General features: G+C 58.0%; 10 protein-coding genes and 1 other RNA gene. 6 read left to right on the plus strand and 5 right to left on the minus strand.

All coding sequences use genetic code 11. From position 1 onward, the window contains the following. Positions 1-5 precede the first annotated feature (5 nt). The 4 genes from BLV81_RS20290 (at position 6) to BLV81_RS20305 (ending at position 6595) form a co-directional block, all read left to right on the plus strand. Complete coding sequence (locus BLV81_RS20290; protein WP_092359639.1) at positions 6-1196, plus strand: efflux RND transporter periplasmic adaptor subunit; 1191 nt, start codon at positions 6-8, stop codon at positions 1194-1196. Next, positions 1193-4378, plus strand: coding sequence for an efflux RND transporter permease subunit (locus tag BLV81_RS20295; RefSeq protein WP_092359641.1), 3186 nt, complete (start codon positions 1193-1195; stop codon positions 4376-4378). Before BLV81_RS20290 ends, BLV81_RS20295 begins: the two co-directional genes overlap by 4 nt. 118 nt (positions 4379-4496) lie before the next feature. Continuing rightward, on the plus strand, positions 4497-5201 hold the full coding sequence (locus BLV81_RS20300; RefSeq protein ID WP_092359643.1) for a heavy metal response regulator transcription factor: 705 nt from the start codon (positions 4497-4499) through the stop codon (positions 5199-5201). Next, positions 5198-6595 carry a heavy metal sensor histidine kinase gene (locus tag BLV81_RS20305; protein ID WP_092359645.1) on the plus strand — a complete coding sequence of 466 codons (1398 nt, stop codon included), beginning with the start codon at positions 5198-5200 and terminating at the stop codon, positions 6593-6595. The genes BLV81_RS20300 and BLV81_RS20305 overlap by 4 nt, the downstream gene beginning before the upstream one ends. Positions 6596-6717: 122 nt before the next feature. Here BLV81_RS20305 and ffs read toward each other — a convergent pair. Next, positions 6718-6816, minus strand: an RNA gene (gene ffs / locus BLV81_RS20310) — signal recognition particle sRNA small type. 116 nt (positions 6817-6932) lie between these two features. Further along, positions 6933-8417 carry a 4-hydroxy-3-polyprenylbenzoate decarboxylase gene (gene ubiD, locus BLV81_RS20315; protein ID WP_092359647.1) on the minus strand — a complete coding sequence of 495 codons (1485 nt, stop codon included), beginning with the start codon at positions 8415-8417 and terminating at the stop codon, positions 6933-6935. Positions 8418-8911: 494 nt separating this feature from the next. Here ubiD and BLV81_RS20320 point away from each other — a divergent pair, with 494 nt between their 5' ends. Together BLV81_RS20320 and BLV81_RS20325 are read left to right on the plus strand one after the other, a co-directional pair. Further along, positions 8912-9946 (plus strand): transglycosylase SLT domain-containing protein, encoded by a 1035-nt coding sequence (locus tag BLV81_RS20320; RefSeq protein ID WP_255365387.1) that lies wholly within the window; start codon positions 8912-8914, stop codon positions 9944-9946. A gap of 344 nt (positions 9947-10290) precedes the next feature. Next, positions 10291-11958, plus strand: coding sequence for an ArnT family glycosyltransferase (locus BLV81_RS20325; protein ID WP_092359649.1), 1668 nt, complete (start codon positions 10291-10293; stop codon positions 11956-11958). A gap of 84 nt (positions 11959-12042) precedes the next feature. Here BLV81_RS20325 and BLV81_RS20330 read toward each other — a convergent pair whose 3' ends face one another. From BLV81_RS20330 to BLV81_RS20340, 3 genes are read right to left on the minus strand one after another with little or no spacing between them, the layout of a single operon-like run. Next, positions 12043-12765: an ABC transporter ATP-binding protein gene (locus BLV81_RS20330; RefSeq protein WP_092359651.1), complete on the minus strand. Its 723-nt coding sequence runs from the start codon at positions 12763-12765 to the stop codon at positions 12043-12045. Continuing rightward, positions 12765-13535 carry an ABC transporter ATP-binding protein gene (locus BLV81_RS20335; protein WP_092359653.1) on the minus strand — a complete coding sequence of 257 codons (771 nt, stop codon included), beginning with the start codon at positions 13533-13535 and terminating at the stop codon, positions 12765-12767. Before BLV81_RS20335 ends, BLV81_RS20330 begins: the two co-directional genes overlap by 1 nt. A gap of 9 nt (positions 13536-13544) precedes the next feature. Then, positions 13545-14759, minus strand: coding sequence for an ABC transporter permease subunit (locus BLV81_RS20340; protein ID WP_092359655.1), 1215 nt, complete (start codon positions 14757-14759; stop codon positions 13545-13547). Positions 14760-14771: the final 12 nt, after the last annotated feature.

Genomic DNA, 14771 nt, shown 5'->3' on the forward strand with positions numbered 1-14771 from the left:
ACGACATGACCACCACACTCTCCAAACCACGTGCAACGCTGCTGATTACCGCCGCGCTACTGGTCCTGATCGGCGCCGCCGGCTGGGGCATCGTTCACAAGGCCGGCGCCGTCGCCGCGCCAACCGCCGCTGCCAACGCAGTGGCGGTCACCACCGCAGCCGTCAAACAGCAAGACATGCCGATGTACCTGAGCGGAGTCGGCACCGTCACCTCGAATGCCAGCGTCACTGTCAAGGCGCGTATCGACGGCCAGCTGGACAAGGTCGGCTTTGTCGAAGGCCAGGACGTGAAAGCCGGCCAGTTGCTGGCGCAAATCGATCCACGCACCTTGCAAGCCCAATTGGACCAGGCGCTGGCGCAAAAGGCCAAGGACCAGGCACAGCTGGCAAACTCCAGGCTCGATCTGCAGCGTTACACCACGCTGGTGCAACAGGATGCCGCGACACAACAGACGCTGGACGCCACGCGGGCGCAAGTCACGCAACTGCAAGCCGCCGTGCAAGCTGACGAAGCGCAGATCAATTACGCCAAGGTGCAACTCAGCTTTACCCGCATCCTGGCGCCGATCAGCGGCCGGGTCGGTGCGCGCCTGGTCGATCCTGGCAATATCATCCACGCTGCCGATGTCAATGGCCTGGTGGTGATCAATCAGATCGATCCGATTGCGGTCGTGTTTACGCTGCCGGAAGAAACCTTCCAGAGCATCAATACAGCCTTGCATGGCAGCCAGAAGCCGTTGAGCGTGCAGACCTTCCCACGCGACAACTCGACCATGCTGGCCCAGGGCAATCTGACGCTGCTGAATAATCAGATCGACACCAGCAGCGGCACGGTGCAGCTGAAAGGTATTTTCCAGAATCCGTCGCATGTATTGTGGCCGGGCCAGTATGTCAATGTGAGACTGGTGCTGGGCGATCGCAAACAAGCTCTGACGATTCCTGCAGCTGCGGTGCAGCGGAGCCAGGATGGCATCTACGTCTACGTCGTCGGCGCCGATGACACGGTAAAGAATCAGCCGATTCAGCTCGCCAATATCCAGGACGGCGTAGCCGTGATCGACAAGGGCTTGAATCCGGGGCAACGGGTAGTGGTCGACGGCCAGTACAAACTGAAGCCCGGCATCAAGGTCGTCGAAGCCGGCGCTGCCGGCACCGGCACCGCGCCTGCCCCGGCCGCCAAAGGGGCAAGCAATTGAGCATCTCCGCGAACTTCATTAAACGTCCGATCGGCACCACGCTGCTTGCGATTGCGATTTTCCTGGTTGGCGCTGCGGTATGGCCGCTGCTGCCGGTGGCGCCGTTGCCGCAAGTCGATTTTCCGACGATCCAGGTCTCCGCCAACCTGCCCGGCGGCAATCCGGAAACCATGGCATCGAGCGTGGCGCAGCCGCTGGAACGGCAATTCTCGCTGATTGCCGGCCTGTCGCAAATGACCTCGACCAGCTCGCTCGGCTCGACGCAAATTACCCTGCAGTTCGATCTCAACCGCAGCATCGACGCTGCCGCGCTGGACGTGCAGGCAGCGATCACCGCCGCCAGCGGCCAGCTGCCGGCCAACCTGCCGAGCCCGCCGACCTTCCGCAAAGTGAATCCGGCCGATTCGCCTATCCTGGTGATGTCGGTGCAATCGGACGCATTGCCGCTGATCCAGGTGAACGACTATGCCGATAATATTCTGGCGCAGCAGATTTCGCAGATTCCGGGCGTTGGCCTGGTCAACATCGGCGGCGTGCAAAAACCCTCGGTGCGGATCCAGGTAGATCCGACCAAACTGGCAGCGATCGGCATCAGCCTGGAAGATATTCGCGGCGTCATCGCCAACCTGACTGTAAATCAGCCGAAAGGCACGGTAGACGGCCCCAAGCAAAGCTTCACCGTCTACACCAACGACCAGCTGCTGAGCGCCGAGCCATGGAACGACATGGTGTTGGCCTACAAGAACGGCGCGCCGATCCGGGTGCGCGACATCGGCGTCGCCATCGACGCGGCAGAAAACCTCAAGGTTGCCGGCTGGGCCTATGCCGGCGCAGCTGCACCGGCCGGCAACACGGTGATCAATGGCCGTTCGATCGTGCTGGCGGTCACCAAGCAGCCGGGCGCCAACGTGATCGAAACCGTGGACCGCATCAAAGCTGCCCTGCCGCGCCTGCAGGCGGCGATCCCGCCGACAGTGCACGTCAACACCTTGATCGACCGCACCCAGACCATTCGCGCCTCGGTGCTGGACGTGGAATTTACGCTGGTGCTGACCATCGCACTGGTGGTGCTGGTGATCTTCCTGTTCCTGCGTAACATCCCGGCTACCTTGATCCCGAGCGTGACCGTGCCGTTGGCTTTGCTCGGCACCGCCGCTGTCATGTATCTGCTGGGCTTCAGTCTCGACAATTTGTCGCTGATGGCGCTGACTATCGCGGTCGGCTTCGTGGTCGACGATGCGATCGTGATGCTGGAAAATATCTATCGCTATGTCGAAGAAGGCATGGCGCCGATGGAGGCCGCCTACAAGGGTGCGGGAGAAATCGCCTTTACGATTATTTCGATCTCGGTTTCGCTGGTTGCGGTGTTTATTCCACTGCTGCTGATGGGCGGCATCGTCGGCCGCCTGTTCCGTGAATTTGCCATCACCGTGACGTTGACGATTGTGGTTTCGGTCTTCATTTCGCTGACCCTGACGCCGATGCTGTGCTCGCGCTTCCTGAAGCCGCATACGGCTGAGTCGCACGGCCGCATGTATCAGATGTTCGAACGCGGCTTCGATGCCATGCTCAATGGCTACAAGCGCGGCCTCAATATCGTGCTGCGCCATCAGTTCATTACCCTGATGGTGTTTTTCGCCACCATGGCTGCGACCGTGGCGCTGTTCATCGTGATCCCGAAAGGCTTCTTTCCGCAGCAAGACACCGGCTTCGTTTACGGCTTTGCCGAATCGGCCCAGGATTCGTCGTTTGCCTCGATGAACAAACGCATGCTGGCGCTGGCCGATGTGGTGCGCAAGGATCCTGATGTCACCGGTTTCGGCATGAGCGGCGGCTTCAGCACATTCAATACGGGTAATTTTTTCATCAGTCTGAAACCAAAAGATCAAGGACGCACCGCCAGCGCCGACGAGGTGATTGCGCGCTTGCGGCCGCAGCTGGCCCAGGTGCAAGGGGTCAACTTGTTCCTGCAAGCGGGCCAGGATATCAACGTCGGCGGCCGTTTGTCGCGCTCCCAATATCAGTACACGGTGACTGACTCGAACCTGGACGAACTGAACGTCTGGGCGCCGAAGCTGCTGAACCGCTTCCGTCAATTGCCGCAATTGACCGATCTCGCTTCCGACCAGCAAAACGCAGCGGCGGCGGCCAAGCTGACGATCGACCGGGCTCGCGCTTCCAGCTTCGGGATTTCACCGGCGCTGATAGATTCGACCATCTACGACGCCATCGGCCAGCGCCAGGTCGCCCAATATTTCACGCAGATCAACAGCTATCACGTGATCCTGGAAGTGACGCCCAAGCTGCAGCAAGATCCCGACCTGTTCAGCAAGATTTACCTGACCTCGCCGATCACCGGCCGGCAAGTGCCGCTGTCGACCTTTGTCAGCATCGATACCAGCAAGACTTCCTATCTCTCGATCAGCCATCAAGGCCAGTTCCCGGCGGTGACGATTTCCTTTAACCTGGCGCCGAACGTAGCGCTTGGCGAAGCGGTCGCGGCGATCCAGAAGGCGCAGCATGAGATGGGCGTGCCGGAGACCTTGACCGGTGCTTTCCAAGGCACCGCCAAGGCGTTTGGCGATTCGCTGTCGTCGCAGCCTTATCTGATTGCAGCCGCGCTGGTGGCAGTGTATATCGTGCTCGGTTTGCTGTATGAAAGCTATATCCATCCGTTGACGATCTTGTCGACCTTGCCTTCGGCCGGCGTCGGCGCCCTGCTGATTCTGATGATGGGCGGTTATGATCTCAGCGTGATTGCACTGATCGGTATCATCCTGCTGATCGGTATCGTCAAGAAAAACGGCATCATGATGATCGACTTTGCGCTGACGGCGGAACGCCAGCACGGCATGAAACCGGAAGAGGCGATTTACCAGGCTTGCCTGCTGCGTTTCCGGCCGATCATGATGACTACCATGTGCGCATTGCTGAGCGGTCTGCCGCTGATGCTGGGCCACGGCGCCGGCTCGGAATTGCGGCGTCCGCTGGGTTATGCGATGGTCGGCGGCCTGGTATTGTCGCAGGCGCTGACCTTGTTCACGACGCCGGTTGTGTATCTGTACCTGGACCGGGCCCACTACTGGTATATGAGCCGCAAGGAAGCGCGGCGGGCGCGCAAGGCAGACAAAGCCGGTATTGCTACAGATGTTGGCGCGTCAAGCGTGACGGATTCAAAGTAATGCGTCAAAGTAGTGCATCAAAATAATGTATCGGCATAATGAAAATAGTAAAACGTGTTCCTGCATATCGATCTGTTCTTGGCGATATGCAGGAGACTAGCCAGGAGACAGGCTGCACATGAAAATCCTGATCGTCGAAGATGAACAGAAGACGGCCGACTACCTTTGCAAGGGCTTGACCGAGCAGGGTTGCGCTGTCGATGTCGCGCATGACGGCGTCGACGGCCAGCACCTGGCTTTGCAGCATGACTACGACGTCATCGTGCTCGATGTCATGCTGCCTGGCATAGACGGCTTTGCGGTGTTGCACGCCCTGCGCGCGATCAAGCAAACCCCGGTCATCATGCTGACCGCGCGCGACCGGGTGGAAGATCGCATCAAGGGCCTGCAAGGCGGCGCTGACGATTATCTGGTCAAGCCGTTTTCCTTTCTCGAATTGCTGGCACGCCTGCAAGCGCTGACACGGCGTGGCCGTGCCATGGAGCCGGCGCAATTGCGCATTGCCGATCTGCAGATCGACCTGATCAGCCGCAAGGCGCATCGCGCCAATGTCCGCATCGACCTCACCGCCAAGGAGTTTTCCTTGCTGGCGGTACTGGCGCGGCGCCAGGGCGAAATCCTGTCCAAGACGGCCATCGCCGAACTGGTGTGGGACATGAATTTCGACAGCAATACCAACGTCGTCGAAGTCGCCATCAAGCGCCTGCGCGCCAAGATCGATACGCCGTTCAGCCCCAAGTTGCTGCATACGATACGGGGCATGGGTTATGTACTGGAACCGCGGGAACCGCGAGAGCCGCACATGCAAGAGAATAGCGAATGAAGCGTTCGATCACTGTCCGCCTGGTGGCGATGTTTGCCCTGGCCGCGCTCCTGATTTTTTCCCTGATCGGCAGCGCGCTGTATGGCGTACTGCGGCGTGAACTGGCGCGTCATCAGCAAGACGAGCTCAACACGCGGTATCTGGACACCAGCTACATGATCGGTCACAACGGCGACCCTGCACGGTGGCCGCGGGTGCAGGCCAAGCTGGATACCCTGTCGCCAGCCGACGGCAGCATCCGGTACTGGGTGCTGAGCGACGATACCCGTTTTCAATACGGCAAAGGACTGGCTGAAATCGAGCAACTGGACCGCAATCCGAACGGCATGGGCATCATGATGCTGCATGGCCGCGAGTATCCGCTGCACACGATGATCGGCACCATCGAGCCGTTCCAGGATCGGCCCGCGGTGCGCCTGATCGTGGCGGTCGACGCGGCGCCATACATGCATACCCTGCACGCTTTCATGACAGCACTGGTCGGCTTGTCACTGCTGGGTGTGCTGCTGGTCATGCTGCTGGGCTACTGGATCGCGCAGGTCGGCTTGCGGCCGCTGAAGCAGCTGTCCAGCGCCGCCCAATCGCTCGGCCCCAGAACTTTATCGCAGCGCTTGCAAATTTCGCCGTTGCCGGGCGAGCTGTCGGATTTGACGATTGCCTTCAACGGCGCTCTGGAGCGTATGGAAGGCGCTTACAACCAGCTCGAAGCCTTCAACGCGGACGTCGCCCATGAACTGCGCACGCCTCTGGCAAACCTGATCGGCGAAACCCAGGTGGCGTTGTCGCGGCAACGCACCGCGCCGCAATTCGAGGAAGTGCTGCAGTCGAACCTGGAGGAACTGGAACGCTTGCGTTCTATCATCAACGACATGCTGTTCCTGGCCCGCGCCGACCAGGGTGAAGCCGCCACCAGCCTGGTGCGCACCTCGATCGCGCTGGAAATCGACAAGACTGTGGAGTTCTTTGAATTCGTTCTGGATGATTTGAAAATGGCGGTCACGGTGGCTGGCGACGTCAACGCCGAAGCGTCCATCGAAACTTCGTTGTTCAAGCGTGCCATGAGTAATCTGCTGCATAACGCGATTCAGCATTCCAACCCTGGCGCCGCAATTGCAGTCACGATCACGCAGCAGCCGACGGCTATCCAGATTGCCGTATCGAATCCCGGCAAACCGATCGCCGAGCATCATTTGCCACGTCTATTCGATCGTTTCTATCGGGTCGACGCTGCGCGTAACGACACCAATCAAAGCCAGCTGCACGGCCACGGCCTGGGGCTGGCAATCGTCAAGGCGATCGCCAAGATGCATGGCGGTGGCGTGTTTGCCGACAGCGTGGACGGCATGACGACGATAGGCTTCAGCATTCCTGCCGGCGATGCGATCACGCCGTGAGATAACTTGCTGGCTTGCATAGATGGTAACGCTTGACGAATAGGACGGTGTTGCGAGGATGTAAAGCGGGGGTGGAGCCGAGACTCAGCGGATATGACGCGAGCGTAATTAATACAAAGGAAAGAGGCGAGCCTTGTCTGCGGCACTTGCAGGAAATGGCTGTGGCTGCTTCGTTCCCGACCTGACCAGGTTGACCACGCCACAATGCGCAGGGGCCCGCCGGGGTGAATTGTACCGCATTGCGACAATGCTGGCAGCGCTTTTTTCATCCTTGCCGCCAGTTTTTGCCGTACTTCCTGCGAGCCTCGCCTGCAAACCCAGACTTACAAGCCCCGCGTCACAAACCCAACTCCTGCCAGATCCGATCGACGCGCGTCTTTACCTCATCCGTCATGCTGATCGTGCGTCCCCACTCGCGGCTGGTTTCACCCGGCCATTTATTGGTGGCGTCGATCCCCATCTTGCTGCCCAGGCCGCTGACAGGCGAAGCGAAATCAAGATAGTCGATGGGAGTGTTATCGACCAGCGTGGTGTCGCGGATCGGATCGACCCTGGTGGTGATGGCCCAGATGACTTCGTTCCAGTCACGGATGTTGACGTCCTCGTCGACCACCACAATGAACTTGGTATACATGAACTGGCGCAGGAAGCTCCAGACACCGAACATCACGCGCTTGGCATGGCCGGCGTACGCCTTCTTCATTTGCACCACCGCCATACGGTAGCTGCAGCCTTCGGGCGGCAAATAGAAATCGGTAATTTCTGAAAACTGCTTTTGCAGCAAGGGAATGAACACCTCGTTCAACGCCACGCCCAACACCGCAGGTTCATCCGGCGGCTTGCCTGTATACGTAGAGTGATAGATCGGCGACTTTCGCATCGTGATGCGATCGATGGTGAACACCGGGAACCAGTCCTGCTCATTGTAATAGCCGGTGTGGTCGCCATACGGTCCTTCCAGCGCCATTTCATAACCGGACGGATGAGACGGGTCGGGGTTGATGTGCCCTTCCAGCACGATCTCGGCCGAAGCCGGCACCCGCAACTCGCTGCCGATGGCTTTGACCAGCTCGGTGCGGCTGCCGCGCAGCAGGCCGGCAAACTGGTACTCGGACAAGCTGTCCGGCACCGGTGTCACTGCGCCTAATATGGTTGCGGGATCGGCCCCCAGCGCCACCGCCACCGGGTACGGCTGGCCGCCGGTCGCGATCGCGTGCTCGCGGAAATCCAGCGCACCGCCGCGATGCGCCAGCCAGCGCATGATCACCTTGTTACGAGCAAGCACTTGCTGGCGGTAGATGCCTAGATTCTGCCGCTTCTTATGCGGCCCTTTGGTAATCACCAGGCCCCAGGTAATCAGCGGCGCCACGTCGCCCGGCCAGCAATGCTGAATCGGCAGCCTGGCCAGGTCGACGTCGCTACCTTCCCACACGATGTCCTGGCATGGCGCCGAGCGGTGCTCCTTGGGCGCCATGTCCCACAACGATTTAACCAGAGTGCCGAGGCCGAGGATGTCTTTGAAACCCTTAGGCGGCTCCGGCTCTTTCAGCATTGCCAGCACGTGGCCGATACGCCGCAATTCACCGACGTCATCGGCCCCCATGCCAAGCGCAACGCGCCGCGGCGTGCCGAATAAATTACCCAACACAGGTATCGAATGCCCAACCGGATTTTCAAAAAGAAGCGCCGGTCCTGCCGCCCGCAAAGTGCGATCGCAGATTTCCGTCATCTCCAAATAGGTCGAAATCGGCGTCGAAACGCGTTTTAGCTCACCAATCTGTTCTAATTTGACAATAAAATCACGTAAATCTGAATATTTCATGGGTTTTACAATGTATATGAATGTTAATTCGACAATTAAGCCTTTTCGGCCAAGTGCTTGATTTTATTGGCTTGCGGCGGTAAACCGGCTCAATCGTTATACATAAAAGTTATTATTATTGATTTTCATAGTATTGACTTGATATAAACAGCCCCCTACAATGCGTCCAGCTTGTAGAAGCCGCGTCGCCCAAAAAGCGAATTTTTGTCGGCTCTCAATTCTCACGGGATCGGGGTCCCAAATGACATTTTAAGGAGTGTTTTCAAAAGGCGTCAGCCTTCTCCCCCGAACAAGCTGTTTGCCTGTAGCCGGCTACGCTCTACTGCGGCCGATTGATCCAAAGCTACTTAAGCGCAAACAGCAACGACGTATCGGCACACCGCAGACCAAATGCGATGCCTTGCGATATTGATTACGGTGCACGCAGCATTCAGTATATTTGCTCCAGCTTTACCAGGGAGCCTGCTCGCACCGCGACGATTCAGGAGGTTCAATTGTTAGCAAGATCTACCAGAGCACTATCTAGTTGGGCTACGCTCGACTATGTAAGGAAATTCAGCAGTCAGTTCGTTAGCCGCGTGTTTTTCGCCCGCGACAGCGTCGGCGGTTTCATCGCCACCACCCGCATCACCGTTTTGTTCAGCGGCTTGCTGGCCATCGTCGGCTTCACCACCATGATGGTAAAACCGGACCTGGCATACAAACTCCAGAATCTGCCAGTGTTTGCCGGCAGCGCCGGGCAAAACGTTGCGCCGCAAGCTATACCTGCACCGGCACCAGAACTTTCGGGCCAGGCCGGTACTGCACCTAAAGTTGCGACCCTGACCGTACCGACACCGGCAGCCGACAACAATCACGTGCTGCGCATGGATGGCTTGTCGAACCAGGCCATCAAGCCGCTCGACAGCTCGCGCCAGCAGCAATGGGTCACCAACTGGTTGTCCAAGCGCTATCGCGTGGCGGGCGACGCCACCAATATGTTTGTGACGGCAGCTTACAAGACAGCGCGGGAAACCAAGCTTGACCCGCTGTTGATCCTGGCCGTGATGGCGATTGAATCCGGCTTGAACCCGTTTGCCGAAAGCCCGGTGGGCGCACAAGGCCTGATGCAAGTCATGTCGAAGGTGCACGAAGACAAGTTTGAAAATCTGGGCGGCATCAAGGCGGCCTTGAATCCGGCAGCCAATATCAAGGTCGGCTCCATGATCCTGAAGGATTATGTCACCCAGGGCGGTTCGGTTGAAGCCGGCTTGAAACGTTATGTCGGCGCCGCAGCTTTTGCCAATGACGGCGGGTATGGCTACAAGGTACTGGCTGAATATCGCCGCCTGCAAGACGTCGCCATCGGCAAGAACGTCCCATCGATCGGTTCGACAGCACCAATCGCAACACCGAAACCGCGTCAGATACAGGCAGTTTCGCCAAGCGACGCCGGCCAGGTACCGGCTGAAGCCGCTGTCGGCGCAAGTGTGATAGAACATCGTATCCAGCAGTCTGACAATCAGCTCAATGCGCTGCCGCTGACCTGATCCGTTCTCAACCGTCAGTTATGAAAAAGAGCCTCTACGGCTCTTTTTTTTTCGCTCTGCTTCCTGCAATTGAAGATCTATCCCTGAGCGCCCGCCGGCGCATTCCACTGGCAGCGTGCCCTGCACCCCGCCACTTCTCGCGGAAAGCCGGATCTGCAGCCCCCTCTGGTAAGACATATCTCGTAATATTGGAACAAGACTAGGCTTAACCCGCTCAGGATAAGAGCTGATGATTCGATCATAGCCTGCCGGAACCAGGGTTGGCGTGCTGGGAAGGCATTTCCGAATTCGATATCAACTGCAAACAAAATATTCCTACAAGCAGCTGAGTTAGAGGAGACGCGATGAACAATCCCCGACAAAGAATCAAGCTGCATATTCCATTGTGCTTGATCTGGGCGAGCGCTACCGGATTCGCATTTATCGGTCTCGGCAGTTTCGGCATCCTCGATAACAACGAGGGCTTGTATGCAGATATATCCCGCGAGATGCTTGTCTCGCGCGACTGGCGCATCTGGATAATCCCGCATCTGAACGGCTTGCCGTATATGGAAAAACCGCCTCTATTGTATTGGCTGACGGCGCTATCCTTTGTCATTTTTGGCGTATCGGAATGGTCTTCCAGACTGGTCCCCGCCTTATCGTCGTTAGCCTGCGTCGCCATGCTGCTGCAATTCGGCCGGCTTGTCGGGCGGCCGCGCGCCGGCCGTCTGGCGGCGTTGATGTTTGTCAGCAGCGTCGGCGTGATCGCGATGTCGCGGCTCTTAATGTTCGATATGCTACTGACGGCATTGCTGACCGCGGCGCTGATGTACGCCTATCGCCATCTGCACGACGGCAAGACTAAATGGCTGCGCCTGGCCTATGCTTGCCTGGCCCTGGCCTCGCTCACCAAAGGATCGGTCGCACTTGTCTTGTTCGCTCTGGTCGTACTGGGTTTTATACTGCTTAACCGCCGCCTGCGCGAATGGCGCACATGGTTCGAGCCAAATGCGATGTTGATTTTTTTTGCGATCGCCGCACCCTGGTATGTGATAGCGGGCTTGATCGACCCAGCGTATTCCTGGCTGTATTTTTATAACGAGCACATCTTGCGCTTTCTGGGAAGGCGCGAGCCACGAGACTATTATTCCGGCCCTTGGTGGTATTACCTGCCCCGCATGCTGGCCTATCTTTTCCCCTGGTCGGCCTTGTTGTCGGGCATATATTTTTCTGAGCGGCAGCCACTCCGCACCAGGCATCCCTCATTACAACGATTCTTGTGGCTGGCGTGGCTGCTGCCGCTGCTGTTCTTTTCGATGTCCAGCGCAAAAGCCAATTACTACCTGATCGTCGCAGTGCCATTTGCGGCCTTTCATCTGGCAGCCGTGATCGAGAACCGCGGATTCCTGCGCGGGATAGGTGGCGCCATCCCGGGACTGTTAATCGCCGGCTGCGCTGCCGGCCTATACATTCGAGTGGCGACCGGCGCAGAAAATATGCGTCCGGAAGTTGCTATCCTGGGACTGGCAATACCGGCGTTCGCGCTGGTAATGCTGGCTGGACTGGCGCTGCTGGCGCTAGGATCGGCATATTGCGCCTGGCGTAATCCCAGAGTCGGAATCTTGGCATACCTGGTTGTGCCGGCCTGGCTCACGGCGGGATTGATGGCGACCATGCTGGGAATCGAACCGCTGGTCTCGACCCGTGCCTTAGCTGCGCATATTCAAAAAACATTAGCGGATAGAGAGATATATCTGTATCGGGATTTTGAAGCAGTGTCGTCGCTGGGCTTATATCTCAACAAATCTCTCGTGGTGGTCGACTCACACAGTAACGATCTGTTCTGGGGTAACCGCTTACACGCGAATAACATCATCATTTCCGCAGATCAGTTCAACGCACAGCTATCAGGAAAGCCTGTTGCGATTGTAGTCACCGATAGGCAGCTCAAGAGCTTTCGAGAAAACATCTTCTTTCAACATTTCAAGACGCAGACACGAATAGGCGAGGTATCCGTGTTCGTCAATTAGCATCCGCCGGCTAACGAAAAACCCCGCCGCAACCGGAGCGTAGACTCCTTGTTGCGGCGGGGTTGAAAGCGCTACGCTGTGCGCTTACTCGCCCAGGTAGGCCGCCTTGACCTTGGGATCATCCAGCATGGCGTTGGCGTTGCCGCTCATCGTCACCAGGCCAGAATCCATCACATAGGCCCGATGCGCAGCTTCCAAAGCCAGCTTGGCGTTCTGCTCGACCAGCAGGATCGTGATCCCTTGCGCGGAAACGTTACGGATAACCTCGAAGATCTTTTCCACCATGATCGGCGACAAACCCATCGACGGCTCATCCAGCAGCAATAGCTTCGGATGGCTCATCAATGCACGCGCCATCGCCAACATCTGCTGCTCGCCGCCGGACAAGGTGCCGGCCATTTGCGCGGCGCGCTCTTTCAAGCGTGGAAATACGCCAAACCACTTGTCGATGTCAGCCGCAATACCGGCCTTGTCGTCGCGTGTATAAGCGCCCATCAGCAAATTCTCCTGGATGCTCATGCGCGTGAACACGCCGCGCCCTTCCGGCACCATGGCCAGCTTTTGCTTGACCAGGCTAAACGAGGTATGGCCCTTGGTATGCTGCCCCAGGTAATGCATCTCGCCTTCGACTTTACATTGCGGCAAAGTACCGGTGATGGCTTTCAGCGTGGTGGTCTTGCCGGCGCCGTTGGCGCCGATCAGCGTCACCAGCTCGCCTTCGTTGACGTCCAGGCTGATGCCCTTGACCGCCTGGATGCCGCCATAGGCAACTTTCAGATTGTTGACTTTCAGGATATTGGTTGCCATTAGTGACCACCTCCCAGATACGCTTCGATCACAGCCGGGTTCTTCTGGATTTCGGCCGGCAATCCTTCGGCAATCGGCTTGCCGTAGTCCAGCACGGTCAGGCGGTCGCACAAGCCCATCATCAGCTTGACATCATGTTCGATCAGCAAAATGGTCTTTCCTTCATTCTTGATTTTCACCAGCAGCTCGCGCAGCGCCAGTTTTTCGGTGGCGTTCATGCCGGCTGCCGGTTCGTCCAATGCCAGCAATTGCGGATCGGTAGCCAGCGCCCGGGCGATTTCCAGGCGGCGTTGATCGCCGTATGACAAATGCCGTGCGGTACGCTCGCCAAAACGGCCGATACCGACGAAATCCAGCAGCTCTTGCGAACGCTTGCGGATAGCCACCTCCTCCAGGCGAGCAGCCTTGTGGCGGAACACAGCACCGAACAAGCCCTGTTTGGTACGCACGTGGCAACCCACCATGACGTTTTCCAGCACGGTCATCTCGCCAAACAGGCGAATGTTCTGAAATGTACGTGCAATCCCGGCCTTGGCCACCTCATGCGGCGCCGAAGGCGAGTATGGCTTGCCGGCCAGCTCAAAGGAGCCGGTATCGGCCTGGTACAAACCGGTAATCACATTAAAGAAAGTCGTCTTGCCGGCGCCGTTCGGTCCGATCAGGCCATAGATCTGGCCCTGCAGGATCTTGATATTCACTTCCGCCAGTGCCTGCAAACCGCCAAATCGTTTATTGACGCCGGAGATATTTAAAATAATTTGTGCGCTCATGTGATCTCCTTAAGCCTCTACCACGCCGGTTGCCAGCGTAGGTTTATCGATATCGGCATCCGGCCGATCCTCGTGCTTGGGCGCAGGCCACAAGCCGGCTGGACGGGTCAACATGATCACTACCATCGCCAGGCCGTACAGCAGCTGGCGCAGCACTTCGGCGTCGATCAGGACCTTGCCGAAAACCGCCATCTGCATCGGCTCCACGGTGTGCCGCAGCACCTCAGGCAATGCCGCCAGCAATATGCCGCCCAGCACCACGCCCGGGATATGCCCCATGCCGCCCAGCACCACCATCGCCAGCACCGCGATCGATTCGGTCAAGGAGAACGATTCGGGCGAGACGAAACCCTGGAACGAGGCGAACATGGCGCCGGCGACGCCGCCAAACGAGGCGCCCATCGTAAACGCCAGCAGCTTCATGTTGCGGGTATTGATGCCCATTGCCTTGGCGGCGATTTCATCTTCGCGTATCGCCACCCAGGCACGGCCCAGGCGCGAGTTCTGCAAGCGGATCGAAATAGTGATAATTGCAATGCACAGGATGAGGAACAGGAAGTAGTAGGCATTCACCGATGGCAGGCTGAAACTGCCCAGCTGGACCGTCGCATTGGAACCGCGCTCCCCTGCCAGCGAGACGCCGAAGATGCGGATAGGATCGATCAGATTGATGCCTTGCGGACCGTTGGTGATATTGACCGGCGCATTCAGATTGTTCATGAAAATCCGGATGATTTCACCGAAACCCAGTGTCACGATAGCCAGATAGTCGCCGCGCAGCTTGAGTGTCGGAGCGCCGAGAATGGCGCCGAACATCCCTGCCAGCCCGGCTCCCAGCGGCACGATCACCCACAGCGACAAGTGGATGCCGTTCTGAACAATTTCCGGGCCGCAGATCATCACCAGGAAATTGCCGATGGCCGGATAGGTATTGACGAAGGATTCCAGCACCGAAGCAAACTGCGGCGACGCCAGCAAGCCAGTCATGTAGGCGCCGATCGCATAGAACGCGATGTAGCCGAGGTCGAGCAGGCCGGCGAAACCGACCACGATGTTCAGACCTAGCGCCAGCATGATGTAGAGCAGCGCAAAGTCCATGATGCGGACCCAGGAATTACCGTAATTGGCGGCGATAAACGGGAAAATCACGAACAGGATAGCGAGGGCGACCAGGCTGGTGTAGGCCTTGGTCGGGTTCTTTTTAGTATCGAAAAAATGAGCCATGTGTCCTCCTCG

The sequence above is a fragment of the Collimonas sp. OK242 genome (assembly GCF_900107095.1).
In the GTDB taxonomy this organism is placed as follows: domain Bacteria; phylum Pseudomonadota; class Gammaproteobacteria; order Burkholderiales; family Burkholderiaceae_D; genus Collimonas.

Bases quoted from the DNA above. Each gene is read 5' to 3' on its own strand.
- BLV81_RS20305 (WP_092359645.1), top strand. From the start codon at position 5,198: ATGAAGCGTTCGATCACTGTCCGCCTGGTGGCGATGTTTGCCCTGGCC.
- BLV81_RS20340 (WP_092359655.1), bottom strand. From the start codon at position 14,759: ATGGCTCATTTTTTCGATACTAAAAAGAACCCGACCAAGGCCTACACC.
- BLV81_RS20325 (WP_092359649.1), top strand. From the start codon at position 10,291: ATGAACAATCCCCGACAAAGAATCAAGCTGCATATTCCATTGTGCTTG.
- BLV81_RS20300 (WP_092359643.1), top strand. From the start codon at position 4,497: ATGAAAATCCTGATCGTCGAAGATGAACAGAAGACGGCCGACTACCTT.
- ubiD (WP_092359647.1), bottom strand. From the start codon at position 8,417: ATGAAATATTCAGATTTACGTGATTTTATTGTCAAATTAGAACAGATT.
- BLV81_RS20330 (WP_092359651.1), bottom strand. From the start codon at position 12,765: ATGGCAACCAATATCCTGAAAGTCAACAATCTGAAAGTTGCCTATGGC.
- BLV81_RS20290 (WP_092359639.1), top strand. From the start codon at position 6: ATGACCACCACACTCTCCAAACCACGTGCAACGCTGCTGATTACCGCC.
- BLV81_RS20335 (WP_092359653.1), bottom strand. From the start codon at position 13,535: ATGAGCGCACAAATTATTTTAAATATCTCCGGCGTCAATAAACGATTT.